The 24,415-nt window shown below is 74.7% G+C and carries 22 protein-coding genes; 12 read left to right on the top strand and 10 right to left on the bottom strand.

Going from position 1 to position 24,415, the window contains the following annotated elements; translation table 11 throughout:
* Positions 1-234: 234 nt before the first annotated feature.
* The 3 genes from ABIE39_RS15950 to ABIE39_RS15940 all read right to left on the bottom strand — a co-directional run bounded on the left by ABIE39_RS15950 (position 235) and on the right by ABIE39_RS15940 (position 2,812).
* Positions 235-1,299 carry a GNAT family N-acetyltransferase gene (locus ABIE39_RS15950; RefSeq protein WP_354052527.1) on the bottom strand — a complete coding sequence of 355 codons (1,065 nt, stop codon included), beginning with the start codon at positions 1,297-1,299 and terminating at the stop codon, positions 235-237.
* A gap of 164 nt (positions 1,300-1,463) precedes the next feature.
* Positions 1,464-2,066, bottom strand: a complete 603-nt coding sequence (locus ABIE39_RS15945; protein ID WP_354052525.1) for a HEAT repeat domain-containing protein — start codon at positions 2,064-2,066, stop codon at positions 1,464-1,466.
* A 56-nt stretch (positions 2,067-2,122) separates the two neighbouring features.
* A complete protein-coding gene (locus tag ABIE39_RS15940) occupies positions 2,123-2,812 on the bottom strand; it encodes a GntR family transcriptional regulator (protein ID WP_061266641.1) in 690 nt (229 codons plus the stop codon).
* 148 nt (positions 2,813-2,960) lie between these two features.
* Between ABIE39_RS15940 and ABIE39_RS15935 the strand changes: the two genes are divergently transcribed.
* From ABIE39_RS15935 to ABIE39_RS15920, 4 genes are read left to right on the top strand one after another with little or no spacing between them, the layout of a single operon-like run.
* Entirely contained in the window at positions 2,961-4,604 is a 1,644-nt protein-coding gene (locus tag ABIE39_RS15935) for a hypothetical protein (RefSeq protein WP_354052523.1), read from the top strand.
* Complete coding sequence (locus ABIE39_RS15930) at positions 4,601-5,398, top strand: SDR family NAD(P)-dependent oxidoreductase (RefSeq protein ID WP_354052521.1); 798 nt, start codon at positions 4,601-4,603, stop codon at positions 5,396-5,398. The genes ABIE39_RS15935 and ABIE39_RS15930 overlap by 4 nt, the downstream gene beginning before the upstream one ends.
* The gene (locus tag ABIE39_RS15925; protein WP_354052519.1) at positions 5,395-6,705 is read left to right on the top strand and encodes an enolase C-terminal domain-like protein; all 1,311 of its coding nucleotides are present in this window, start codon (positions 5,395-5,397) and stop codon (positions 6,703-6,705) included. The genes ABIE39_RS15930 and ABIE39_RS15925 overlap by 4 nt, the downstream gene beginning before the upstream one ends.
* Positions 6,702-7,541, top strand: coding sequence for an SDR family NAD(P)-dependent oxidoreductase (locus ABIE39_RS15920; protein WP_354052517.1), 840 nt, complete (start codon positions 6,702-6,704; stop codon positions 7,539-7,541). The genes ABIE39_RS15925 and ABIE39_RS15920 overlap by 4 nt, the downstream gene beginning before the upstream one ends.
* A 39-nt stretch (positions 7,542-7,580) precedes the next feature.
* On the opposite strand, the gene ABIE39_RS15915 is transcribed toward ABIE39_RS15920, so the two are convergent.
* The 3 genes from ABIE39_RS15915 to ABIE39_RS15905 all read right to left on the bottom strand — a co-directional run bounded on the left by ABIE39_RS15915 (position 7,581) and on the right by ABIE39_RS15905 (position 10,239).
* Complete coding sequence (locus ABIE39_RS15915; RefSeq protein WP_354052515.1) at positions 7,581-8,675, bottom strand: type I restriction enzyme HsdR N-terminal domain-containing protein; 1,095 nt, start codon at positions 8,673-8,675, stop codon at positions 7,581-7,583.
* A gap of 371 nt (positions 8,676-9,046) precedes the next feature.
* Positions 9,047-9,379: a nuclear transport factor 2 family protein gene (locus tag ABIE39_RS15910; RefSeq protein ID WP_021482951.1), complete on the bottom strand. Its 333-nt coding sequence runs from the start codon at positions 9,377-9,379 to the stop codon at positions 9,047-9,049.
* A gap of 47 nt (positions 9,380-9,426) precedes the next feature.
* Positions 9,427-10,239, bottom strand: a complete 813-nt coding sequence (locus tag ABIE39_RS15905) for an SDR family NAD(P)-dependent oxidoreductase (protein WP_354052513.1) — start codon at positions 10,237-10,239, stop codon at positions 9,427-9,429.
* 70 nt (positions 10,240-10,309) lie between these two features.
* Between ABIE39_RS15905 and ABIE39_RS15900 the strand changes: the two genes are divergently transcribed.
* Together ABIE39_RS15900 and ABIE39_RS15895 are read left to right on the top strand one after the other, a co-directional pair.
* Positions 10,310-11,314: a C-terminal binding protein gene (locus tag ABIE39_RS15900; RefSeq protein ID WP_354052511.1), complete on the top strand. Its 1,005-nt coding sequence runs from the start codon at positions 10,310-10,312 to the stop codon at positions 11,312-11,314.
* A gap of 38 nt (positions 11,315-11,352) precedes the next feature.
* A complete protein-coding gene (locus ABIE39_RS15895; RefSeq protein WP_354052509.1) occupies positions 11,353-12,207 on the top strand; it encodes a fumarylacetoacetate hydrolase family protein in 855 nt (284 codons plus the stop codon).
* Positions 12,208-12,222: 15 nt separating this feature from the next.
* On the opposite strand, the gene ABIE39_RS15890 is transcribed toward ABIE39_RS15895, so the two are convergent.
* Positions 12,223-13,095 (bottom strand): SMP-30/gluconolactonase/LRE family protein, encoded by an 873-nt coding sequence (locus tag ABIE39_RS15890; protein ID WP_354052507.1) that lies wholly within the window; start codon positions 13,093-13,095, stop codon positions 12,223-12,225.
* A gap of 208 nt (positions 13,096-13,303) precedes the next feature.
* On the opposite strand from ABIE39_RS15890, the gene trpS reads away from it, so the two are divergent.
* Positions 13,304-14,437, top strand: coding sequence for a tryptophan--tRNA ligase (gene trpS / locus ABIE39_RS15885; protein WP_354052505.1), 1,134 nt, complete (start codon positions 13,304-13,306; stop codon positions 14,435-14,437).
* Here trpS and ABIE39_RS15880 read toward each other — a convergent pair.
* The gene (locus ABIE39_RS15880) at positions 14,431-15,096 is read right to left on the bottom strand and encodes a methyltransferase domain-containing protein (protein WP_175007672.1); all 666 of its coding nucleotides are present in this window, start codon (positions 15,094-15,096) and stop codon (positions 14,431-14,433) included. The two genes, trpS and ABIE39_RS15880, sit on opposite strands and share 7 nt — an antisense overlap.
* 39 nt (positions 15,097-15,135) lie before the next feature.
* Positions 15,136-17,076 (bottom strand): phosphoenolpyruvate carboxykinase (GTP), encoded by a 1,941-nt coding sequence (locus tag ABIE39_RS15875; protein ID WP_209828417.1) that lies wholly within the window; start codon positions 17,074-17,076, stop codon positions 15,136-15,138.
* Positions 17,077-17,192: 116 nt separating this feature from the next.
* Between ABIE39_RS15875 and ABIE39_RS15870 the strand changes: the two genes are divergently transcribed.
* Positions 17,193-18,689, top strand: a complete 1,497-nt coding sequence (locus tag ABIE39_RS15870) for a helix-turn-helix domain-containing protein (RefSeq protein ID WP_175007674.1) — start codon at positions 17,193-17,195, stop codon at positions 18,687-18,689.
* A gap of 21 nt (positions 18,690-18,710) precedes the next feature.
* Here ABIE39_RS15870 and ABIE39_RS15865 read toward each other — a convergent pair whose 3' ends face one another.
* Positions 18,711-19,781 (bottom strand): hypothetical protein, encoded by a 1,071-nt coding sequence (locus tag ABIE39_RS15865; RefSeq protein WP_354052503.1) that lies wholly within the window; start codon positions 19,779-19,781, stop codon positions 18,711-18,713.
* A 162-nt stretch (positions 19,782-19,943) separates the two neighbouring features.
* Here ABIE39_RS15865 and ABIE39_RS15860 point away from each other — a divergent pair, with 162 nt between their 5' ends.
* The 4 genes from ABIE39_RS15860 to ABIE39_RS15845 all read left to right on the top strand — a co-directional run bounded on the left by ABIE39_RS15860 (position 19,944) and on the right by ABIE39_RS15845 (position 24,378).
* Positions 19,944-21,200: a hypothetical protein gene (locus tag ABIE39_RS15860; protein ID WP_175007676.1), complete on the top strand. Its 1,257-nt coding sequence runs from the start codon at positions 19,944-19,946 to the stop codon at positions 21,198-21,200.
* Positions 21,201-21,252: 52 nt separating this feature from the next.
* Positions 21,253-21,468: a hypothetical protein gene (locus ABIE39_RS15855; RefSeq protein WP_043653789.1), complete on the top strand. Its 216-nt coding sequence runs from the start codon at positions 21,253-21,255 to the stop codon at positions 21,466-21,468.
* Between the two features lie 181 nt (positions 21,469-21,649).
* A complete protein-coding gene (locus ABIE39_RS15850) occupies positions 21,650-23,968 on the top strand; it encodes a chemotaxis protein CheA (RefSeq protein ID WP_354052571.1) in 2,319 nt (772 codons plus the stop codon).
* Positions 23,965-24,378 (top strand): chemotaxis protein CheW, encoded by a 414-nt coding sequence (locus tag ABIE39_RS15845; RefSeq protein ID WP_043660141.1) that lies wholly within the window; start codon positions 23,965-23,967, stop codon positions 24,376-24,378. Before ABIE39_RS15850 ends, ABIE39_RS15845 begins: the two co-directional genes overlap by 4 nt.
* Positions 24,379-24,415: the final 37 nt, after the last annotated feature.

Genomic DNA, 24,415 nt, shown 5'->3' with positions numbered 1-24,415 from the left:
CGGACCGCCTGATCGACGTAGCGGTGCCATGCTGCGACACGGAAATGTCGCATGCGTGGACAGCGACGACCTGGACCGATCCCACCGTCCTGAGCACGCGCCGTCGGGCACCAGAGCGGGGTTCTCCGTTTCGGCCCACCATGGCTCTACCTCGGCGAACTGCTGCTCTACCTCGTTGACCTGCGGCTCTACCTCGGCGGACCGGGGCTCTACCTCGAGGGGTGGGTCAGCCGGTCACAGGTAGTCGCCGGGCCAGTGGAAGGCCACCCCGGCCGCGGCGGCGTCGCGGAGGTGCGCGACGACGTCGGCCGCCGCGCGGACGGGCCGGAGCATGCCGGTCGTGTCGGTCGCGGCGACGGGCGCGTCGAGCACCGCGGCGGCGAAGCGGTCGGTCAGGGCGTGCGCGGGGAGGCGCACCTCGACGGCGGGGGAGCCGTGCAGGTGCGCGCGGTGGAGCATGGTGCGCGCGAGGGCGTCGACGACGTCGTGCGCGCGGTCCGAGGCCGGGTCGACGCCGAGCTCGCGGACCTTCAGCACGTCCGGCTCGGGCTCGAGGACGAGGTAGCCCACGACCTCCCCGTCGGCCGCCCGTGCGGTGAACACCTCGGCGCCGGAGTACCAGAGCGGGATGCGCCGCTCCCAGTGCTCGGCGGTGCGTCGGACGGCGAGAGGGCGCGGCCCGTCCGCCACGGTGTCGAACGCGTCGTGCAGCGCGGCGAGCTGCTCCCACCGCAGCGCGACCGACCACGCGGGCCACGGGACGCCGGGCAGGCGTTCGGTGCGGGTCCGCACGGGGGCGTCGCCCACGAGGTCCGACGGCGCGGCACCCGTCGGGAGCCCGTCGTCGTCGAGGTCGTCGTGCCCGGGGTCCGGCTCGTCGACCGGACGCGGCGCGCCGCGCAGGAGCGGCATGTCGAACGTCTCGAAGCCGCTCGACCCGTAGACGTCCGGGGTGCCGGTGAACAGGAGCGCGACGTCCGCGCCGTCCTGCTCCATCTGCTCGACGGCCCGCGCGAGCAGCGCGCGGACGAGGCCCCGTCCCCGCGCCTCGGGGGCGGTCGCGACGTTCGCGACCCCGCCCGCCCGCAGGGCGCTGCCGTCGGGCCCGCCGAGCTCGCGCGGGGTCCAGTACACCGAGCCCACGACGCGGCCGGCGTCCGGGTCGACGGCGACGTGCGTGCGGTCGAGCCGGCCGTCGTCCGTCTCGTAGACCGGCACCATGAGCGGCGCGTCGAACGCACGGCCCCACAGGGCGTAGAGCGCGGGGACGTCGTCGGGCGTGGCGGTGCGCAGGTGCATGGAGGTCCAGGGTCCGGGCCGGTGTTGACGGGATGCTATAGCAAAAGTAGGGTCGCGGGACGACCGTCGGCGTGCGACGCGACGGACCGTGCGGGCCGGGCTGGGCGCGCACGAACGCCCCGGATGGCGGCGGTGCCGCCATCCGGGCTCCTGCCCGCCTGCGATCAGCCGAGCCGATGGGCCGCCTGCCGGACGGACGGGCGCGGGTCGTCTGCCGCGAGCGCCGCGTACGTCGCGAACCGGGGTGAGCCCACCTCGTGCAGGACGTGCAGCGCCACGATCCGCTGGTGCTCGAGACCGGACTCCCACGCGGCGACGGCGCACCGTTCCGCGGGCGGTGCCCGGAGCGTGCCGAGCGACAGCAGCGCGCGACGCCGGACGTACTCGTCGTCGTCGGCGAAGAGCGTCAGGAGCAGCGGGGTCGCGTCAGGCCCGATGGCGGGAAGACAGGCCGCGATCTGCCACCGTGCGTCGGGTTCCGTGGACTCCGGCGCGGCGCAGACGTGCTCGGCGACGCCGGCCAGCGTCGCCGGGTGCTCGGAGAGCAGGTCCGCCAGCTCCTCGACCTCGTTGTCACGCGCCAGCAGAGAGAGGAAGGAGCTCTTCTCTGCGTCGTTCCACTCCGGGAAGGGCCGGTCGTCGAGGAGGGCCCGGGCGCAGTCGTACGCCACGAGCCACTCCTCGTAGTCCGTCTCCCACTCGCCGAAGTCCTGGGGATGCGTCCGCGCCCAGGCGGCGAACGCTTCGGCGGCGCGCACGATGTCCATCCCGCGACCCTAGGCGGCCGGGGTTCGCGTGAGCCGCTGCGCGGACGCTGCGGCGGTCAGCCGTTCGCCGCGGCGGGCTCGGCGTCGTCGTCCGTGTGGCTCGCGAGGCGCGCGGCGGCCTCGCCGATGTGCTCGGCCATGACGCGCTGGGCCGTGTCCGGGTCGCCGCCCGCGATGGCGTCGACGATGAGGTCGTGGGTGCGCGCGTGCGCGACGCGCGCCTCGGGTTCGAGCGCGGCGTTCGCGGCGCGCAGGAACCCGGTGATGCGGCTGCGGAGCTGGGCGTTGAGCGTCATGAGCATGCGGTGGTCGGCCATCTCCCAGAGCTGCTCGTGGAAGCGCCGGTCGAGCTCGAACACGCGGGCGTTGCTGCCCTTCTCCGCCGCCTGGACCATCTGCTGGACCGTCTTGCGCAGCTTCGCCTCCTTCGCCGGGTCCCAGGCGTCCTGGACCCGCACGACGGCGAACTGCTCCAGCAGGGTGCGCAGGCTCGAGATCTCCTCCAGGTCGCGGCTCGTGAGCGCGGCGACGCGCGCGCCACGGTGGGGGAGCCGCTCGACGAGGCCTTCCTGGGTCAGGCGCGTGAGCGCCTCGCGCACCGGGATGTGGCTCGTGCCGAGGCGTTCGGCGAGCTTGCGCTCGACGAGCCGCTCGCCCGGCGCGAGGTCGCCGCTGAAGATCGCCTCGCGCAGCTCGACCGTGACGCGGTCGGCGACGTTCTGGTCCGGCACGCTCTTGAGCGCCATGGTTTCTCCGTGGTGTCGTGGGGGCGGCGGGCTCGGATCGTCGAGGGTCGGGCGCCGCTGAAGGATAGCGGCCACGGTGCCGTCCCGGGGGCGTCTCGACAAGACAACATGCTATAGCATCGGCACTCCCGAGCCCAGAGGAGGTGCGATGGTCGCCCTGCACACGCGGGCCCCCGTCCCCGCGTTCGTCGGCCTGGCCGGCGTCGCCGTCCGCGACGTCACGCCCGCCCCGGGCATCCGGGCGCGCAACTGGGGCCCGGCGGACTGGGACGTCACCGAGGGCGCCCACCGCGCGATGACGTTGACCGCCGTCGCGCTCGCGGAGGAGCGCCCCGGCCGCGGGGCCGCCGCCGAGCCCCTCGTGCTCGTGACGATCGACGGCACGTGGTGGCGCCGGGTCGACGACGAGGCGACCTTGCGCACGACCGTCCTCGACGCGACCGGGCTGCCCGTCGAGCGCCTGCTCGTCTCGCTCTCGCACACGCACGCCGGGCCCGTCCTGTGCTCGGGCGACGCCGACCTCCCGGGCGGCGACCGCGGCGTCACCTATCTGCACGACCTCGCCCGCGCCGCGGCCGACGCCGCCGTGGAGGCGATCGCGTCCCTCCGGCCCGCGACCCTCGAGTGGACGACCGGCCGCTGCGGCCTCGCGTCGAACCGCGAGGCCCTGCTCGACGGCTGCGCCGGCGGGGAGGCGGGGACGACCGCGGGAGCCGCTGCGGAGAGCACGCCGCCCCGGCCGCTCGTCGGTTTCAACCCCGACGCCGGCACCCCCCGCTCGCCCGGTGCCGACCCCGCGGACGACACGGTCGTCGTCGGGCGGCTCACGGCGCGCCCCGCGCGCGCCGCGGACCCCCGGCCCGACGGCGCCGCGCCCGCGGGCGAGCACGTCACCCTCGCGACGATCGTCAACTACGCGTGCCACCCGACGACGCTCGCGTGGCAGAACCGGCTCGTCTCGCCCGACTACGTCGGCGCGATGCGCGACCTCGTCGAGCGCGAGACGGGCGCCCCCGTCGCGTTCCTCCAGGGGGCGTCGGGCGAGCTCGCCCCGCGCGAGCAGTACACGGGCGACACCGCCGTCGCGGACCGCCACGGCACCTCGCTCGGCCACGCGGTGCTCGCCGCGCTCGCGGAGCTCCCGCCGCCGGGCACGGAGCTGGAGCTGACCCACGTCGTCGAGTCCGGCGCGCCGCTCGCGGTCTGGGAGCCCGCGCCGTCGGCCGCGCTCCCTGGCACCGGCACCGGCACCGCCGCACGGCCCGACGCCCGGACGCTCGCCGCCGTGACGGAGCCCGTCACGCTCGACCTGCGCGACCTCCCGACGTGGGACGAGCTCGAGGCCGAGTGGGCCGGCATCGACCCGCGCTCACGCGAGGAGCGCCTGCGCCGCGCGCGGAACCTGCGCGACGGCTACGTCACCGGCCCGACCGTCCAGCACCCCACGTGGGTGTGGCGCGTCGGCGAGGCGCTGCTCGTCGCGCACCCCGGCGAGGCGTACTCGCGCCTCCAGCGCACGGTGCGTGCCCACGCCGGGACGCGGCCCGTCGTCGTCGCGAACCTCACCAACGGCCCCGGCTTCGTCTACCTGCCCACGCGCGAGGCGTACGACGTCGGCGCCTACCAGGCGTGGCAGTCGCCGCTCGCGCTGGGCTCGCTCGAACGCCTGGAGCGGCACGCGTGCGTCGTCGTCGACGACGTGCTCGTCGGCGCCGCCGCCTGGCCCCCCGGCGTCGGCGCGCCACGACCCGTCGCACCCCCGACCCGTCCCGTCCCCGAGGAGGAACAGTGACCACCCCCGCCCCCGACGCCCCGCGCGTCCCGCTCGCCGTCGTCACCGGGGGAGCGGCCGGCATCGGCCGTGCCGTCGCCGAGCGTCTCGCGACCGACGGGTTCCGGGTCGTGTGCGCGGACGTCGTGCAGCACGACCTCCCCGCGCTCGACCTCGGCGCCGTCCCCGACGTGCCGGGACTCGTGTGGGCCCCGCTCGACGTCACCGACCACGCCGCCGTGCGCGCCGCGTTCGACGACCTCGCGGACGGGTTCGGCGGGATCGACGCGCTCGTCAACAACGCGGGCATCCAGCGCCACCGCGCGCTCGAGGACCTCACGTGGGACGAGTGGTCGGCCGTCGTGGACGTCAACCTGCACGGCGTCTTCGCGTGCCTCCAGGCGGCGGGTCGCCACATGCTCGCGGCCGGCCGGGGCGCCGTCGTCAACATCTCGTCCGTCTCGGCCCGCGGCTCCGCCGGTCGGGCCCCGTACTCCACGACCAAGGCCGCCGTCGTCGGGCTCACCGCGACCGCGGGCGCCGAGTGGGCCGCGCGCGGCGTGCGGGTCAACGCCGTCGCGCCCGGGTACATCGACACGGGCGTGTTCCGCCAGGGCGTCGCCCAGGGCACGCTCTCGGAGGAGACGATCCTCGCGCGCATCCCCGCCCGCCGGCTCGCCCAGCCGGAGGAGATCGGCAACGCGGTGAGCTGGCTCGTGTCCGACCAGGCCGCGTACATGGTCGGCCAGACCGTCTACGTCGACGGCGGGTTCCTCGTCGACTACGGCGTGCCGCTCGCCAAGAAGCCGGAGTGAGCGCGGTGCCCGCCGCGCGCGTCGTCGCCGTCCGCACTGCGACGACGGTCGTCCCGCTGCCGCAGCCGCTGCGCCTCGGCGCGATGACGGTCGAGCGCCGCGAGTACGTCGGCGTGCGCGTCGTCGCCGAGACGGACGACGGCCGCACCGTCGCCGGGGAGTCGTACGCGCTCACGCGCGAGGCGCCCATGGCCGAGCTCGTGGACCGGCTCGTCGCCCCGCACGTGGTGGGCCGCGAGGTCGTGGCGTCCGACGGCGTCGCCGCGCGCCAGAGCGTCGGCGCCGCGTGGGACGCGGCCCTGCGCGGGTCCGCGATCGTCGGCCGCGTGGGCCTCGTGCGGCGCGCGATCGGCCTGGTCGACGTCGCGCTGTGGGACCTCGCGGGCCAGCTCGCCGGGCGTCCGGTGTGGTCCCTGCTCGACGACGGCGCGGACCTCGCCGGGTCCGCGGAGCCGGGTGTCGGCGGCGACAGGGACGCTCCGTCACGTGCTGTCGCCGGGAGCCCTCGTGACGTCTCGTCCGTGGCCGTCGCGGTGCCACGCCCCGCGATCCTCGTCGCGGCGTACCCGACGCCCGGCCGCACCGCGCGCGACGTCGCGGAGGAGGTGCTCGCGCACGCGCGCGCCGGGTGGCCGCTGCTGAAGATCTCGCGCTCGCCCGACCGCGCCCTCATGCGCGACCTGCTCGCGATCCTGCGCGCCGAGCTGCCCGACGTCACCGGCCGTCCGACCGTCGCGGGGCGCAGCGGCGTCGTCGTCGACGTGGGCTTCGGCTGGCGCGACGCCGACGAGGCGCTCGCGGACCTCGACGCGTGGGGCGTCACGGGCGCGGCGGGGGAGAGCGCGCCCGCGCTCGCCTGGCTCGAGGACCCGCTGCTGCCCGAGGACGCGGCCGGCGCGGCGCGCGTCCGCGACGCGTCCAAGCTGCCGCTCTCCGTGGGCGACGAGGTGACGGACTCCGAGGTCTTCGCCCGGCTCGACGCGCGGGGCGCGCTCGACGTGCCGCGCGTCGACGTCGTCGCGATCGGCGGCATCACGCCCGCCGACCCGCTCGTGCGCGCGTGGGCCGCGCGGGGGAAGGTCGTGTCCAGCCACGTGTACCCCGAGGTGAGCGTGCACCTGGGCGGAGCGGCGGGCATCGGCGTCGAGACGTTCGACCGCTCGCCCGCGGGCAACCCCTACGACCCCGCGCCGCTGCTCGTGCGCGGCGGTCCCGTTCTCGACGGCGGCCACGCCACCCCGCCCGACGCGCCCGGCCTGGGCTTCACGCTCGACCCCGACCGCTTCGACCTGGAGGCCACCCCGTGACCGGACCTGTGGTCGGACCCGCGAGCGAGCACCGCAGCGCCGTCGTCACCGGCAGCGGCAAGGGCATCGGCCGCGCCGTGGCCGCGCGCCTCACCGCCGACGGGTGGACCGTCGTCGGGCTGGAGCGCACCCCCGGCTCGGGGACGGTCGAGGAGGGGGTGTGCGCCGCCGTCGTGCTGGGCGACTCGCGCGACCGCGAGACCCACCGCGAGGCCGCGCGGGCCGCGCGCGACCTCGCGCCGCTCGCCGGATGGGTGAACAACGCGGGCATCACCGTCCGCACGCCGCTGCACGCGCTCGCCGACCCGGAGCGGGCGGCGCAGGTCGAGCAGGACGCGCGCGACGTCGTCGAGATCAACGGCCTCGGCTACCTCTGGGGCTGCGCCGCCGCCGTCGAGGCGTTCACCGACCAGGTGAGCGGCGGATCGATCGTCAACATCGGCTCGATCCACGGCCGCGCGGCGTTCGCCGACCACGCCGCCTACGAGCTGACCAAGGGCGGCATCGACGCGGTCGCGCGCTCCGTCGCCGTGACGTACGGGCGGTACGGCGTCCGCGCCAACACCGTCGCGCCGGGCGGGGTGCGCACCCCGCACCTCGATGCGCAGATCGCCCGTGCGGCCGACCCGGCAGCCGAGGAGCGCGCGCTCGCCGAGGGCCCGCCGCTCGGGCGCATCGCCGAGTCCGCGGAGATCGCCGCCCTCGTCGCGTTCCTGCTGTCCGACGAGGCCGGCTACGTGTCCGGCCAGTCGATCGCCGCCGACGGCGCCTGGACCGCGTCGTTCGGCAACCCGCCCCACGACCCCGACCTCGACGCGCGCTACGGCCTCGCCTGACCGGGGGGATCACCGACGCGGGGCGGTCCGTCACACCCTCTAGAGGTAGTTGTGGACGGTCTTGCGCACGTGCTCGGCGTGCTCGTAGATCTCGTCGAGGGACGTGATCGGGTGCCGCGTCTCGACCTTGTTCTCGTCGAACAGCCCGAGATACCTCTGCCCGGTGTTGAAGTGCAGGCGCGCGATCGGCTTGCGGTTGTTGTCGTCCAGCAGGACACCCATGTAGCTCTTGGTGTCACGATGCACGATCCGGGCCGGTGAGACCTCGCTGCACGCGATCGCGCGGATGATCTGATAGCCCTCGATCTCGTCGAGGGTGGTCTCGATACCCCGGTCGTCGGGGCGCGTCGCTTCGGCAACACTCTCCTGTGCTGCCTCGGTGCCGGTCATCGGCACGCTGCCCGCGTCCGGGTACGCCTGGCCACCGAGCGCCGCCTTCAGCCTGTCGTTGACCTGGTCGGCGAGGAACTGCTTCATCGCCTTGGCAACGAGAGTCCTGAACTGCTCCTTCACCTTCTGCGTGAACGAGCCGTCGTACACCCGGTTCGTGAGCGCCTTGATCCACTCGTCGTCCGGCTCGCGGAACTGAGCGGCGAGCGCACGCTTCAGAGCGCCGATGTACTTGAGCTCCTCCGCGGCGCTGACGACGGACTCCAGATCGAATGTGTCCTTCGTGAGCTTCTGCACCTCAGGGATGAGCGTCTCGTCCAGGTCGAGCAGGTCGAGCTGGAGGAAGGGCTTCTCGTCCATGCGGTTGGGCTTGTCGAGATCGGTGAAGAAGTGGAAGTGCTGCCCGTTCGTGAGGATGGCGATCCGGGCGTTGGTCGTCGCGAAGTAGCGGAACAGCTGGGAGGCGTGGTTCAGGCTCAGCGGGGACCCGATCGTCTTCGCCTCGACGAGCATCTGGAGCTCGCCGTCCTTGACGATCGCGTAGTCGATCTTCTCGCCCTTCTTCGTTCCGACGTCCGCCGTGAACTCGGGGATCACCTCGTTCGGGTTGAAGACGTCGTACCCGAGGACCAACGAGATGAACGGCATGACGAACGCGTTCTTCGTCGCTTCCTCGGTGCCGATCGTCGCCTTCTGCTGCTGGATCTTCGTCGCCAATGACGCCAGTCGTTCGCCGATCTCCACAGTGAGTTCCCCCTGGTCGTGCCGTTGCGAAAGGTTGCGGGGAGCCTAGTGCGCTGTCGCGGCCGGCGACAGAGCGAGGCGCTCATCTCGGCGGGTGAACATCGGGAGCCGCGCAGCAGCGTGTGAGGCGGACGACCTCGCCGGCCTGGTGAACGCGGCCGACGACCTGGTAGACCTCCGCGCCGCGAAGGCCGCTCGCGACGAGCTGAGCGGCATGGGGGCCCGCGGTGCCCTGGGAACAGGTCAAGGCTGACCTCGGCCTGGCGTGAGGCACCGGATCGAGGCCGCGCGCCCGCCCCTGCAGGCGCAGAAGATCGCTCGCCCCGGCGCGGTGGGACGCCGCCGCGAGGGTGACCGGTAGACCGAGGGCCTCAGCCCTTGACCATGCTCGCGCGGGTGATGAGGCCGTCGCGGACCTCGAACGTCGCGATGGTCTCGCCGGTGCCGTTCGACGTCGTGACGAGCTCGCGCGCGACGAGCCAGCGGTCGCCGAAGGTCACGGACGCGTCGATGACGCAGTGCAGCGCGGTGTCCTCGAACCGGCTCGCGTAGAACGCGCGCAGGGCGTCGCGGCCGACGATCGGCTCGGGGGTCACGCCGCTCACGACGGCGTCGGGCGCGTAGGTCGCGCAGAAGCCGTCGAGGTCACGGACGTTGAAGGCGTCGACCTGGGCGGTGACGACGGCGGACGGGGACGTGCTCATGGGTGCCTCCTCGGGCAGGGTGGGCGAGTGGTGCGGCGGACCGGCGGTCAGTCGATCCGGACGCCGCCGTTGACGTCGTACGTCGCGCCCGTGACGAACCCGGCGCGCGGGGAGGCGAGGGACGCGACGACCCAGGCGACGTCGTCGGGCGTGCCGAAGTCCCCGAGGGGGATGGACGCGGTGAGCCCGGCGCGGGCGTCGGGGGCGAGCTGGTCGGTGATGGCGCTCGTCACGGGGCCGGGGGTCACGGCGTTCACGCGGATGCCCTCGCTCGCGAGGATGCGCGCGAAGGAGCGCGTGATGGCGAGGATCGCGGCCTTGCTCGCGGCGTAGTGCACGCCGGTCTTCAGTGCGCCCTGCTCGCCCGCGATGGACGAGAGGTTGACGATCGCGCGGTCGCGCGCGGTCCGCTCGTCGGGCGTGAGCGTGGCCCCGACGGGTGACGGACGGCCCGCGCGCAGCAGCGGGAGCGCGGCGCGTGACAGCACGAACGTGCCGCGCGCGTTGGTCTCCATGACGAGGTCCCACTCGTCGAGCTCGATGTCGTCGAGCGCGCGGTAGGGGCACACGCCGCCGTTGTTGACGAGCACGTCGAGGCGTCCCCACGCGTCGGTGACCTCGGCGACGAGCGCCTCGACGGACGCGGTGTCGCGCAGGTCGAGGCGCGAGACGCGCGTCGCGGCGCCCTCCGCCTCGCACCGGGCCGCGGTGGCGCGCGCGCCGGCCTCGCCGCCGGTGTACGTGAGCCAGACGTCGTGCCCGTCGCGCGCGAGCTGGAGGGCGGTGGCGGCACCGATGCCGGAGCTGGCGCCGGTGACGAGGGCGAGGCGGCGGCGGGCGCCGTCCGGGGCAAGGGTCATGAGCCCACGCTATAGCATCCGACCGGCCCGAGGGTTGGTCGAGGGTGCTATTTGCTATAGCATTCCTTGCATGACAGCCGACACCGTCGTCATCACCGACTGCGACCTGCCCGGGACCGCGTGCGAGGACACCCTGACCGCCGCCGGGCTGCGGGCCGTGCGCGCCGCCGCGCGCACCGAGGACGAGGTGATCGCCGCCGTCGAGGAGGCCGCCGCGAGCGGGTCCGCGCCCTCCGCGCTCGTCGTGCAGTGGGCCCCGATCACGGCCCGCGTGCTCGACGCCGTCGCCGGCCCGGGCGGGGTGCGCATGGTCTCGCGCATGGGCATCGGCTACGACATGGTCGACGTCGCGGCCGCCACCGAGCGCGGCGTCGCCGTCGCCAACACCCCGACCTACTGCATCGAGGAGGTCGCGAGCCACACGGTCGCGATGATCCTCACGCTCGACCGCGGCCTCGTCGCCTACGACCGCGCGCTGCGCGCCGGCACGTGGGCCCCGACGGCGCAGCACGCCGCGCGCCTGTCCAGCACCGTCGTCGCCGTCATCGGGTACGGGCGGATCGGCTCCGAGGTCGCGCGCTCCGCCCGCGCGCTCGGCTACCGCGTGCTCGTGCACGACCCGTTCGTCGACCCGCAGGCCGTGGCCTCCGACGGGCACGAGGCCGTGGGGATCGACGAGGCCGTCGCGCGCGCCGACGTCATCACGCTGCACGCGCCGCTCACCGAGTCGACGCGCCACCTGCTCGACGCCCGCACCCTCGCGGCCGCGAAGCCCGGCGTGCGGGTCGTCAACACGTGCCGCGGGCCGCTCGTCGACGAGGGCGCGCTCGCCGACGCGCTCGCGTCCGGCCACGTGGGCTCGGCCGCGCTCGACGTCTACGCGACCGAGCCGCTGCCCGCCGACTCGCGCCTGCGCACGCTCGACAACGTGCTGCTCACCCCGCACGCCGCGTGGTTCTCGCCCGAGGCCATGCAGGACCTCCCCGTGCACACCGCGCGCAACGCCGTCGACTTCCTCGCGGGCCGCCCCGTGCCGTCGATCGTCAACCCGGACCACGCGCGCGCCCTCGCCTGAGGAACCGCGCCACCCGCCCCGACCTAGGAGACCCACCCGTGCAGCTCGTCCGACTCGGCCCCCTCGGCCAGGAGCGTCCCGCCGTCCGCGAGGACGGGGTCGTGTACTCCCTCGACCCGCTCACCCGCGACATCGACGGCGCGTTCCTCGCGGCCGACGGCGTCGGCCGGGTCCGCGCGGCGCTCGCCGCGGGCGCGCTGCCCGTGCTCGACGGCGCCGACGAGCGGCGCGTCGGCGCGCCCGTCGCCCGGCCGACGGCCGTCGTCTGCATCGGGATGAACTACGCGGAGCACGCCGCCGAGTCCGGCTCGACGCCGCCCGACGTCCCGATCGTCTTCTGGAAGCACTCGAACACGGTCGTCGGCCCGCACGACGACGTGCTCGTGCCGCCCGGGGCGACGACGGTCGACTGGGAGGTCGAGCTCGGCGTCGTGATCGGCCGCCGGGCGCGCTACCTGTCGTCCCCGGAGGAGGCGCTCGACCACGTCGCGGGCTACGCCCTGTCGCACGACGTCTCCGAGCGCGACTACCAGATGAAGGTCTCCGGCGGGCAGTGGTCGAAGGGCAAGAGCTGCGAGACGTTCAACCCGCTCGGCCCGTGGCTCGTCCCCGCCGACGAGGTGGACGTCCAGAACCTCGGGCTCCGGTCCTGGGTCAACGGCGAGCCCCGCCAGGACTCGACGACGGCCGACATGATCTTCGACGTCGCCTACCTCGTGCACCACCTGTCGCAGTACATGGTCCTCGAGCCCGGCGACCTCATCAACACCGGCACCCCGCAGGGCGTGGCCCTCTCCGGGCGCTTCCCCTACCTGCGCGCGGGCGACGTCGTCACGCTCGAGATCGACGGCCTGGGCCGCGCCGAGCAGCGCGTGCGCGACGCCGTCCGCTGACGACCGCGGGGACGCTCAGCCCGCGAACGGCAGGGCCGGGAGCCCCTGGACCCCCGGGTCCGCCACGAACAGCGACCCCGACGCGGCCTCGTCCGCGTCGGGGTCGTCCAGCCCCTGGCGCGAGGTCGTGACGAACAGCCGGTCGAGGTCGTCGCCGCCGAACGTGCACGCGCTCACCTGCGACACCGGGAGCGGGACGACGGCGTCGAGCGTGCCGTCGGGGGAGTAGCGCCGGACGGCCCCGCCGCCCCACAGTGCCACCCAGACGCCACCCTCGGCGTCGACCGTGAGGCCGTCCGGCATGCCGTCGTCGGGGTCGATCTCCACGAACGCGCGACGCCGCACGAGACCGCGCGGGTCCTCCGCGGCGGGCACGACGTCGAGCACGTCGATCCGCCGCGTCGCGGAGTCGACGTAGTAGGCCCGCGACCCGTCGGGCGAGAACCCGAGCCCGTTCGACACCTCGACGCCGTCGAGCGCGACGCGCGACGACCCGTCCGACTCCACCCGGTACAGCGCGCTCGGCCGCTCGCCCTCGGCCTGGCCGCCCACGTAGAACGCGCCGTCGGGCGCCGCCGCCCCCTCGTTGAGGCGGACCGTCGGGTCGTCGACGAGCGACGCGAGCGTGCGGACGGGGGCGCCGTCGCCGTCCGCCACCGCGACCGACCGCGCGAGCCCGACGACGAACCCGCCCCCGGTCCGCGGCCGCACCACGGCCGCGTGGTCGCCCACGTGGAGGCGGTCGACGCCGCCGTCGGGCCGCAGCGTGAGGAGGTCGCCCGCGAGCATGTCCACGTACCGCAGGCCGCCCCAGCCCGGCCACCACACCGGGCCCTCCGCGTGGTAGGCGACGGGACCGGTGACGTTCTCGACGGAGATCTCAGGCATCCGACCATTCTCGCCGAGGGCCGTCGGCCCGCGCGGCGGGCGTAGGGTGGACGCATGATCACGCAGAGCTGGTGGTGGCTGCCTCCGCAGCCGTGACCAGTCCTGCCCACGTCCCGAGCTGCGCGCCGCAGCCGGGACGTCGTCATGTCCGGGCCGGTCCGGTCCTCGACCGGGCGTGGTGCGTGGCTCCCCACCGAAGGAGAGCACCATGACCACGACCCTCGACCCCGCGCCGTCGGCCCTCCCGTCCGCGACGCCGTCCGGGCTGTCGGCGTCGACCGCGTCCGTCGCGGCGGCCCGCGAGCGGTCCGCGCAGATCGAGGCCCGGCTCGCGACCGACCCGTCCGGCTTCCGCGTCCTCACCGGCGACCGCCCGACGGGCGCGCTGCACCTCGGGCACTACCTCGGCACCCTCGCGAACCGCGTCCGGCTGCAGGACGACGGCGTCGAGGTCGTGCTCGTCGTCGCCGACTACCAGGTCATCACCGACCGCGACGACGCGGGAGACCTGCGCGCCACCGTGCGCGAGGTCGTCCTCGACTACCTCGCGGCCGGGATCGACCCCGCCCGCACGACGGTCTTCGCGCACTCCGCGGTCCCGGCGCTCAACCAGCTCCTGCTGCCGTTCCTCAGCCTCGTCACGACCGCCGAGATCGAGCGGAACCCGACCGTCAAGGCCGAGGCCGTCGCGGCCGCCGCACGGCAGGGCCGACCCATGAGCGGCCTGCTGTTCACCTACCCGGTGCACCAGGCCGCCGACATCCTGTTCTGCCACGGCAACCTCGTGCCCGGCGGGCAGGACCAGCTCCCGCACGTCGAGCTCACGCGCACCGTCGCACGACGCTTCAACCAGCGCTACGCCGCCGCGCAGCCCTACTTCCCCGAGCCCGACGTCCTGCTCGCCCCCGCGCCCACCGTGCTCGGCACCGACGGGCGCAAGATGAGCAAGTCCGCGGGCAACGCGCTCGAGCTGCGCGACGACGAGGACGCCACCGCGCGCTTCGTCCGCCGCCACCGCACCGACTCCGAGCGGCACGTCACGTACGAGCCCGAGCGCCGGCCCGAGCTCGCGAACCTCCTCACGCTGGGCGCGTTCGCCGCCGGGACGACGCCCGAGGCGCTCGCCGACGAGGTCGGTGCCGCCGGGGCGGGCCGCCTCAAGCAGGTGGTGACCGAGGCGCTCGTCGAGCACCTGCGTCCCCTGCGCGCCCGCCGTCGTGCCCTCGCCGCGGGGGACGGGCCCGACCCGCTCGACGTGCTGCGCGAGGGCAACGCCCGCGCGAACGCGATCGCCGAGCGCACCCTGGCCGAGGTCCGCGAGCTCATGGGCACCGCCTACTGATCCGCCCGGCGGAGCTCCGCGCGCCACAGGCCGCGCCCGCCCGGCGCGGGCCGGTCCAGCCGCTCGACCGAGACGGCGACGAGCCCGTCCTGGCCGAACGCGTCGATCTCGGCTCGGGTGAGCGGCCAGGGCGGCCCGTCGTCGTCGGGCTCGTCGGCGACGGCCTGGATCACGAGGAGCGTGCCGCCCGGCGCGACGAGGGAGCGTACGCCGGCGGTGAGCTCGGCGCGGACGACCCGGTGCACGGCCTGGACCGTGTAGACCTCGACGACCAGGTCGAAGGCTCGGCGCCACGCAGCGGGCAGGTCGAGCAGGTCGCCGACGGCGTACGTCACCGCCGACCCGGGGCGACGGTCGCGCGCGGCGGCGACCGCGGACGGCGCGACGTCGAACGCGGTCGTGACGTAGCCGAGCCGTGACAGGTGCTCCGCGTCGGCGCCCAGCCCGCACCCGACGACGACCGCCGTGCGGTGCTCCCCGTCCGGCGGGACGACGACCCGCTCCACCAGCGCGGGGTGCGGGTCGTCGTGCTCCCACGGTGTCGTCACGGTGCCGCTCGCTGCGGATGCCCAGAGCTGCTCGAACCAGGCCGTCGGGTGGGCGTCGTCCGCCCTGCCCAGCAGGTCGGCCTCGGACTGCCAGGGGCGTCGTTCGACCATGCGACCGACACTAGCCGCGCACGGCCCCGACGCACGCGGTCACGCGCCCAGCCGGTCCCGCAGCCGCGCGAGCTGTGCCCAGAGCTCGTCGGGCACGCGGTTGCCGAAGGTGTCGAAGAACTCGGCGGTCAGCTCGGCCTCGGCGAGCCACTGCTCGGGCGAGACGTCGAACAGGGCGTCGAGGTCGGCGTCGTCCAGGTCGAGGCCGCCGAGCTCGAGCGCGCCGGGCGCGGGGAGCAGGCCGACGGGGCTCTTCACGGCGCCGCTGTCGGTGCGGACGCCGCGCGAGCGGTCGACCTGTGCCGCGATCCACGCGACGACGCGCGCGTTCTCGCCGAACCCGGGCCAGAGGAACCGGCCGTCGGCGTCCTTGCGGAACCAGTTGACCTGGAAGATCTTGGGGCGCTTCTCGGGGTCGAGGGAGGCGCCCACGCGGAGCCAGTGCGCCCAGTGGTCGGCCATGTTGTAGCCGCAGAAGGGCAGCATCGCGAACGGGTCCCGGCGCAGAGCGCCGACGGTGCCCTCGGCGGCGGCGGTCTGCTCGGAGGAGATGGTGGCGCCCATGAAGACGCCGTGCTCCCAGCCGTACGCCTGCGCGACGAGCGGGACGTTGGTCGCGCGGCGCCCGCCGAACACGATCGCGTCGATCGGGACGCCGTCGGGGTCCTCCCAGGAGTCGGCGATCGTCGGGCACTGCGCCGCGGAGACGGTGAACCGTGAGTTCGGGTGCGCGGCGGGGCGGCCGGCGTCGGGCGTCCAGTCCTGGCCGGTCCAGTCGATCAGGTGCGCGGGCGGCTCGGGGGTCAGGCCCTCCCACCAGACGTCGCCGTCGTCGGTGAGCGCGACGTTCGTGAAGATCGTGTCCCGCGCGAACGTCTCGACGGCGGCGGGGTTGGTCTCGACGCCGGTGCCGGGCGCGACGCCGAAGAAGCCGGCCTCGGGGTTGATCGCGCGCAGGCGGCCGTCGGGGCCGGGGCGCAGCCACGCGATGTCGTCGCCGATGGTCTCGACGGTCCAGCCGGGGATCGTCGGTCGCAGCATCGCGAGGTTGGTCTTGCCGCACGCGGACGGGAAGGCCGCGGCGAGGTGGTAGGCCCGGCCCTCGGGCGACGTCGCGCGGATGAGCAGCATGTGCTCGGCGAGCCAGCCCTCGTCGCGCGCCATCGCGGAGGCGATGCGCAGCGCGAAGCACTTCTTGCCGAGGAGGGCGTTGCCGCCGTACCCGGAGCCGTACGACCAGATCTCGCGCGTCTCCGGGAAGTGGACGATGTACTTCGTGTCGTTGCACGGCCACGGCACGTCCTCGGAGACCGCCCCGGTGTCGTCGACGAGCGGCGCGCCCACCGAGTGCACGGCCGGGACGAACGCGGCGCCGGCGTCGATGAGGTCCATGACGGCCGTCCCGACGCGCGTCATGATCCCCATGCTGACGACGACGTACGGCGAGTCGGTGACCTGGATGCCGACCTGGGAGATGGGGCCGCCCACCGGGCCCATCGAGAACGGGACGACGTACATCGTGCGGCCGCGCATCGAACCCTCGAACACGCCGCGGAGCTCGGCGCGCATGGCGTCCGGCTCGCGCCAGTTGTTGGTCGGGCCGGCGTCGACCTCCTCGCGCGAGCAGATGAACGTGCGCGACTCGACACGCGCGACGTCGCTCGGGTCGGAGCGCGCGAGGTAGCTCCCGGGGCGCAGCTCCGGGTCGAGGGGCAGGAGCGTCCCGGCGTCCACGAGGAGGTCGGTGAGGCGCTGCTTCTCCGCCGCGGAGCCGTCGCACCAGACGATCGCGTCCGGCTCGGTGAGGGTCGCGATCTCCCGCACCCAGGCGCGCGCGTCGCGCGGACGAGGGTCGGCCGTGCCGCCTCGCTGCCCCGGCGACCGGTCCGTCGACAGCCCGGCGAGGTCGGTCTCGACGTCGTCGAGCAGCGCGGCCTGGCGGGTGCGGCGGGTCTGGCGGGGGCCTGCGGCGGTGGTCATGGGTTCTCCTCGCTCGGCGGGTGGGCGGTGCTGTGCCTCCAGCCTCACGCCGAACCGGCGTGGATTTCGCCTCAGAACGCTGTGAAGATTCGTCGATCTTGACGTACTGTCAAGCCATGGCCAGCGCGACGTCGTCCAGCCGCCCCGGGGACCGCCCCGAGGCTCAACCCGCGGCCCAGGCGGACCTCATCACGCTCGGCCGGCGCGTGCGGCACTTCCGCACGGCGCGCGGCCTCACCCTCGACGCGCTCGGCGAGGCCGTGGGCACCGCGCCGAGCCTGCTGTCGATGATCGAGAACGGGCGTCGCGAGCCGCGGCTGTCGCTCCTCCAGCAGCTCGCCCAGGCGCTGGGCGTGCCGGTCACGGACCTGCTCACGGACGAGCCGCCGTCGCGCCGCGCCGCGCTGGAGATCGCGCTCGACCGCGCCCAGCGCGGACCGCTGTTCGCGGGTCTCGGGCTGCCCGCCGTGAAGGCGAGCCAGAAGCTGCCCCTGCCGGTGCTCGAGAACCTCGTGGGCCTGCACGCCGAGCTCCAGCGCCGCGCGACCGAGGCCGTCGCGACCCCCGAGGAGGCGCGCCGCGCCAACACCGAGCTCCGCCTCGAGCGCCAGGCGCGCGACAACTACTACCCGGAGATCGAGGCGCTCGCCGAGGAGATGACGCGCAAGGCCGGGTACACCGTCGGCGCGCTCACCCACCGCACCGTCGCGCGCATGGCCGAGCAGCTGGGCTTCACCATCTGGCACGTCGACGACCTGCCGCACTCGACGCGCACCGTCACCGACCTGGAGAACGGGCGCATCTACCTGCCGCCCGCGTCGATCCCCGGCGGCCACGGGCTGCGCTCGCTCGCGCTCCAGGCCATCGCGCACCGCGTGCTCGGGCACGAGCGGCCGCGCTCGTACGCGGAGTTCCTGCGCCAGCGCGTCGAGATCACCTACTTCGCGGCGTGCTGCCTCATCCCGCAGACCGCGGCCGTCGACTTCCTGGAACGGCGCAAGCGTGAGAAGGACCTCGCCGTGGAGGACCTGCGCGACGCGTTCGGCGTGACCCACGAGGCCGCCGCGCAGCGCTTCACGAACCTCGCGACCGTGCACCTCGGCATCCCGCTGCACTTCCTGCGCGTCGGCGACGACGGCGCCCTGTTCCGCGGCTACGAGAACGACGGCCTGCCCCTGCCCGCCGACGTCACGGGTTCGATCGAGGGCCAGATGGTGTGCCGCAAGTGGGCCGCCCGCGAGGCGTTCACGCGTCGCGACCGCGCGCAGGAGTCGTACCAGTACACGGACACGCCCGCGGGCACGTTCTGGTGCTCCACGCAGACCGGCACGACGACGTCCGGCCAGTTCTCCATCGCCGTCGGGGTGCCGTTCGCGTCGGCGAAGTGGTTCCGCGGCCGGGACACGACGGTGCGGCGGCAGTCGTCGTGCCCGGACGAGTCGTGCTGCCGCCGCCCGGCCGCGGACGCGGCCGCGCGCTGGGAGGACGCGTCGTGGCCCAGCGCACGCATGCACCAGCACGTGCTCTCCGCGCTCCCGAGCGGCGCCTTCCCCGGCGTCGACGCGACGGAGGTCTACGCGTTCCTCGCCAAGCACGCCCCCCGCGACGCCTGAGCGAGCGCTCGGCGAGGCGCCTCAGGCGACCGTCCGGCCCGAGAGCGCCGCGACCTGCCGGTGCACCTGCGCCGTCTCGATCTCCGACCGCAGCGCGACGCGGTCGAGCCCGACGGCCGCCGCCTGCGCGACCGGGCCGAGCACCATGCGCAGGTCCGCGACGGCGTCGAGCGCGGCCCGCTTCGTCGTCGCCCGCTCGGCGCTCGCCGTGACGAGCGACAGCGCCAGCCCGAGGTCCTCGGCGACGAGCTCGCGCGGGGAGAGCAGCGTCGACGCGATGCGCGCGAGCGTGCCGACCTGCCTGCCGAGCTCGCGTGCGGGGGCCCGGCCGCGCCCCAGGCGGGCCGCGCGCTCGCCGAGCTCGCGGGCCACGAGGGCCGACGACGCGTCGCGCAGGTCCTCGACGTAGGTCCGGGACTCGCCCGGCCCGGCGAGGGGCCGGTGCACCCGGTCGAGCGACCACGCCGGGTCGCGCCCGTCGGCCCGCAGGTGCCGGTCGAGGTCCACCGCGTCGAGCGCGGCGTCGGCCCCGCCGGCGAGCCACGCCTCGACCCGCGCCACGTCTGCCGGGTCGTCGACGTCGAGCCCCACGGTCGACAGCACGTCGAGCCAGGTCCCGGTCCGTGCGTCGAAGAGCGGGACGAGGTCGTGGTCCTCCGGTCCGACGGGGCGCACGAACCGATCGTGCGCCGGGTCGTGCAGCAGGACCCACTCCTGCCCGTCGAGGGTCACCGGGCCCGCCTCGGTGAGCTCGAGCACGACGCGCAGCGCCCACTCGTCGTAGGTCTCGCCCCACGTCTCGCCCGTCACCGGGTCGCGCAGGACCCGCGGCGTGCTCAGGCGCTCGGGCAGCCACAGGAGCGGGTGCCACATCGCCTCGGGGCGCACCGTCGCCCACCGTCGCCGGCCCGCGGGCACGGTCCACGGCAGGGGGAGCGGTGACGCGGACAGGGGCGAGAGCAGCAGCTCGCCGTCGGCCAGGCCGGCGAACGCCTGCCAGCGGTGCAGGCGGGCCACCGTCGCGATCGCGGACGCGGGGAGCAGGAGGCCCGCTCCCGGTCCGGCGTCGAACGTCCGGCGTCTGTGCTCCACAGGGGTCCTCTCGTCGTGGTGGTCTCCACGCCTATGCGACGGGGGCGCACGCCAACCTGCGCGCACCACCTCGAACCACGCGCGGGCGAGTGTGACGGACATCACGTTGCCGCGGGGCTGCGAGCGGCCGATTTTCGCGCGGGCGCCGCACACACCCTCGCCATGCACACCTCGACCGTCGCCACCGACGTCCCCGCCCCCCGTACCCACGACCGCGCGAGCGACGAGCTCGACCGCCTCACCACCGACCTCGCGCTGCGCGTGCGCTCCGGGACGCTCCCCGAGCGCGAGGCCCGCATGGCGGTCTTCGAGGCCGTCTTCCGGACCGGGATCATCCCGTCCGAGACGCTGCGGTACTGCCACCGGCACGACGTCGCGCGGTTCCTGCACGACGACATGGTCGAGGCGGCCGTCGACTTCTACACCCGCAAGCTCCTCGACCTCCCGAGCGCCGACGGCGCGGCCGGGGACTCGACAGGGCGCAACGGCACCAAGTTCTTCGACCTCGAGGTGTTCGCCGACGGCGCGAGCGCGGCCGGATCGATCCGCCAGGCGCTCGGCGACTACACGCTCATGCACCGCACGCTCCTGCGCTCCGTGCGCAGCGCGCGCCGGGTGGGGCAGATCGTGTCGACCGACCTCCTGGAGGGCACGGTCGACGACGAGGGTCGGCTCGCGGGCCTCCTGCACGAGCTGCCGGTCGTCCCCGACCCCGCGACGGACGTCGTCGACGCGGGCCGCTCCGCGCAGCTCGAGCAGCTCTACGAGACGCACGTGAGCGCGGCCGCACGACAGCGTGGCGTGCTCCGCACCCAGATCGACGCGGGCGCGATCCGGGAGGCGTTCGACCTGCCCGAGCTCGACCGCCCGCTCGACCCGGACGCGCGCGCCCGGATGCTCGGGTGGGTCGAGGAGGACGAGGACCTCGCCCTGCGCTCCGTCGTCGGGCTCCTCGCCCCGACCGACGAGCGCCGTGCGGTCCTGCTCGGCCGGCTCTGGGCGGCGTTCGACCGCGACCGGCTGCAGACCGTCGCCGACCACGAGTACGGCGCGCGGATCGCGCACCTCCTCGTCCGCGACGCGCTCGCCGACCGCGCGCGGCCCGGCCGGCCCGCCGTCTCCCGCACCCGCGTCGCCGTCAAGCAGGCCGTCGCGGGCTGCGGTGCGGACGCCGCCTGGGTGACCGAGCTCACCGCCGTCTTCCTCGAGCACGAGCACGAGGCGCGCTCCGCGTGGGACCCCGACCGCGGGACCGGCGAGTCGACGCGCGACGCGGCGCGGTACCTCGACGCCCTGACGTCGGCCGCGGCACTTCCCGGCGCCCCGCTGGGTGCGACGCCGCTCGCCGTGCGCCGCGCCCTCGCCGACCTGGTCGCCGCGGCGCGCACGGGTGGCCAGAAGCGGTCGCTCGTCGCATAGGACCTCACGACCACCGACGCGCCTCGCCCGCGAGGCACCGAGAGGAGACCCCATGGCCGCCGTCCCGGCACGCCCGCGCACGACCATCGCGGAGCGCTGCGCCCCGCTGAACAAGGAGCTCGCCCGGCGCCGCTCCGGCTCGCCGCTCAACCCGCGCGACGTGCACGAGCTCATCGCCTCGCTGGTCGAGGAGCTCGTCCTGCAGGGCATGACGCGCCCGGAGGCCGCGGGGCTCGTGAACCGCGCCGCGCAGAAGGCGACCGCCTGACACCACCCAGGACGACCCGCGCCCCACGACGCGGCACCGCGTACCGACAGTGCGCGATGACCGCCCGTGCCGAACGGGTCGGCCACCCGGGCACCCGCGGGGGTACCCGGTCCGCACGCCGGAGACCGGCGACGAGACAGACGCACGCCAGACATGGCGGGGAGGTACGGACGTGGACGAGATGGACGAGATCGTCCACGAGTTCCTGGTCGAGTCCTACGAGAACCTCGACCAGCTCGACCAGGACCTCGTGGCGCTCGAGAGCGACCCGTCGTCGCGCGCGCTGCTGAGCAGCATCTTCCGCACGGTGCACACGATCAAGGGCACGAGCGGCTTCCTCGGGTTCGGCAACCTCGAGCGCGTGTCCCACGTGGGCGAGTCGCTCCTGTCGGAGCTGCGCGACGGCGAGCGGGCGATGGACCAGCCGACGGCGGACGTGCTGCTCGCGCTCGTCGACACCTTGCGGGCCATCCTCGCGAAGGTCGAGTCCGGCGTCGGGGACGACCTCGACGTCGACCCGATGGTCGCGCGGATCGTGGCCGTCCAGGACGGCACGGCGGCGCCGGAGCCGGACGTCGCGACCGATGCCTCGACCGACGTCGCGCACGACGTCGCCCCCGAGACCGACCCCGAGCACACGCCCGTCCCCGACCCGGACGGCACAGCCGCGCCCGACGTCGCCCCCGCGCCCGTCGCGGCACCGCCCGCTGTCGAGCCGGCGCCCGCGACCGCCGTCGGACCGGCGGCCGCGACCGCCGTCGGACCGGCGCCCGCGCCCGAGCCGGCACCCGAGCCCGAGCCGCACACCCGCAACGCCGCGGACGGCTCGATCCGGGTGGACGTCGACCTCCTCGACACGCTCATGCGGCAGGTCGGCGAGCTCGTGCTGGTGCGCAACCAGATCGACCGGATCGCCGGCGCGGGCGAGGACCAGGAGACCAAGCGCTCCGCGCAGCGCCTCAGCCTCATCGCGTCCGAGCTGCAGGAGGGCGTCATGAAGACGCGCATGCAGCCGATCGAGCACGTGTGGTCCAAGATGCCGCGCGTCGTGCGCGACCTCGCGAAGACGCTGGGCCGCGACGTCCGGATCGAGATGACGGGCGGTGACACCGAGCTCGACCGCTCCCTGCTCGAGGCGGTCAAGGACCCGCTGACGCACCTGGTGCGCAACGCCGTCGACCACGGGATCGAGGCGCCCGACGACCGGCGCCGCGCCGGCAAGCGGCCCCAGGGGCTCGTGACGCTGCGCGCCTACCACTCGAACGGCCAGGTCGTCGTCGAGATCACGGACGACGGCGCAGGTATCGACCCCGAGAAGGTCGGGCGCACCGCCGTGGCCAAGGGGCTGCGGACCGCGGGCGACGTCGCCGCGATGGCCCCGTCCGAGCTGCTCGACCTGCTGTTCCTGCCCGGCTTCTCGACGGCCGCGAAGGTCACCAACGTGTCCGGGCGCGGCGTCGGGATGGACGTCGTGCGCACGAACATCGAGGCCATCGGCGGCTCGGTCGACGTCGAGTCGACGGTCGGGACCGGCACGACGTGGCGCATGCGGATCCCGCTGACGCTCGCGATCATGCCCGCGCTCACGGTGATGTGCTGCGGCGCGGTCTACGCGATCCCGCAGGTCAGCCTCCTCGAGCTCGTCGCCCTCGGCGACCAGCACGGCGAGATCGAGCACGTCGGCACCGCGCCCGTCTTCCGGCTGCGGGGCACGCTGCTGCCGCTCCTGTCGCTCTCCGAGGTGCTCGGGCTCGACCCGGAGTCCGAGGGGCGCGTCATCGCGGTCGTCGAGGCGGACGACCAGCGCTTCGGCGTGATCGTCGACCGCGTCCTCAACATGGAGGAGATCGTCGTCAAGGCGCTCGCGAACCGGCTCAAGCAGATCGGCATGTACTCCGGGGCGACGGTGCTCGGCGACGGCGGGGTGGCGCTCATCCTCGACCTCCAGGCGATCGCCCGCAAGGTGCTCACGTCCGACGCCGCGGACCTGGCCCGCGCGTACGCGCAGGACACGACGGAGAGCGCCGCGACCGTCGAGCAGATGCTCGTCGTCGGGGCGGGGGACCGCCGCGTGGCGATCCCGCTCTCCGCGGTGACGCGGCTCGAACGCATCCGCTCCGACACGATCGAGCAGGTCGGCTCGCGCGAGGTGCTCCAGTACCGCGGCGCGCTGCTGCCGCTCGTGCGGCTCGACCAGCTCCTGGGCGCCGCCGGCGGCCCGCCCGCGGACGAGCTCGACATCGTCGTGTACACCCGCGCGGGGCGCAGCATCGCGATGGCGGTCACGGAGATCTTCGACATCGTCGAGGACGACGCGCGCCGGCGCAGCGACATCGACGGCCACGGGCTCACGGGGTCGACCGTGCTCAAGGACCGCGTGACGGAGCTGCTCGACGTCCGCAGCGCCGTCCAGGCGGCGGACCCCGGCTTCTACGACGACCTCGACCCCTTCGACGACGCGACGGCCGGGACCGACCTGTCGCTGGCAGGTGCCCGATGACCACGCAGCAGCTCGTGACGTTCACGCTGGCCGACCGGCTGTGCGGGATCCCCGTCGACCGGGTCCAGGAGGTCCTGCCGGGCCGGGCCCGGACGCGCGTGCCGCTCGCGCCCGACGACGTCGGGGGCCTCGTCAACCTCCGCGGGCAGGTCGTGCTCTCCGTCGACCTGCGGCGTCGCCTCGGCATGGCGGCCCACGACGCGGACCAGATGATGGTCGTCGTCTTCGTCGGCGACGAGACCGTGAGCCTGCTCGTCGACACGATCGGCGACGTGCTCGAGGTCGACGCCGACCAGTTCGAGACGCCGCCCCAGACGCTCCCCGAGGAGCTGCGTGCCGTGATCCGCGGCGCGTACAAGCTCCCCGACCGGCTGCTGCTCGCCCTCGACGTCGACGCCGCGGCGTCCTGAGCCCGCCGGGCTCGCCCTTCCCTCTTCTCGACCCTCG

This window comes from Cellulosimicrobium sp. 4261 (genome assembly GCF_040546915.1).
Lineage (GTDB): Bacteria > Actinomycetota > Actinomycetes > Actinomycetales > Cellulomonadaceae > Cellulosimicrobium > Cellulosimicrobium cinnabarinum.
Note: the sequence above shows the minus strand (reverse complement) of the source record. Positions and strands in the feature narration are given on the sequence as shown.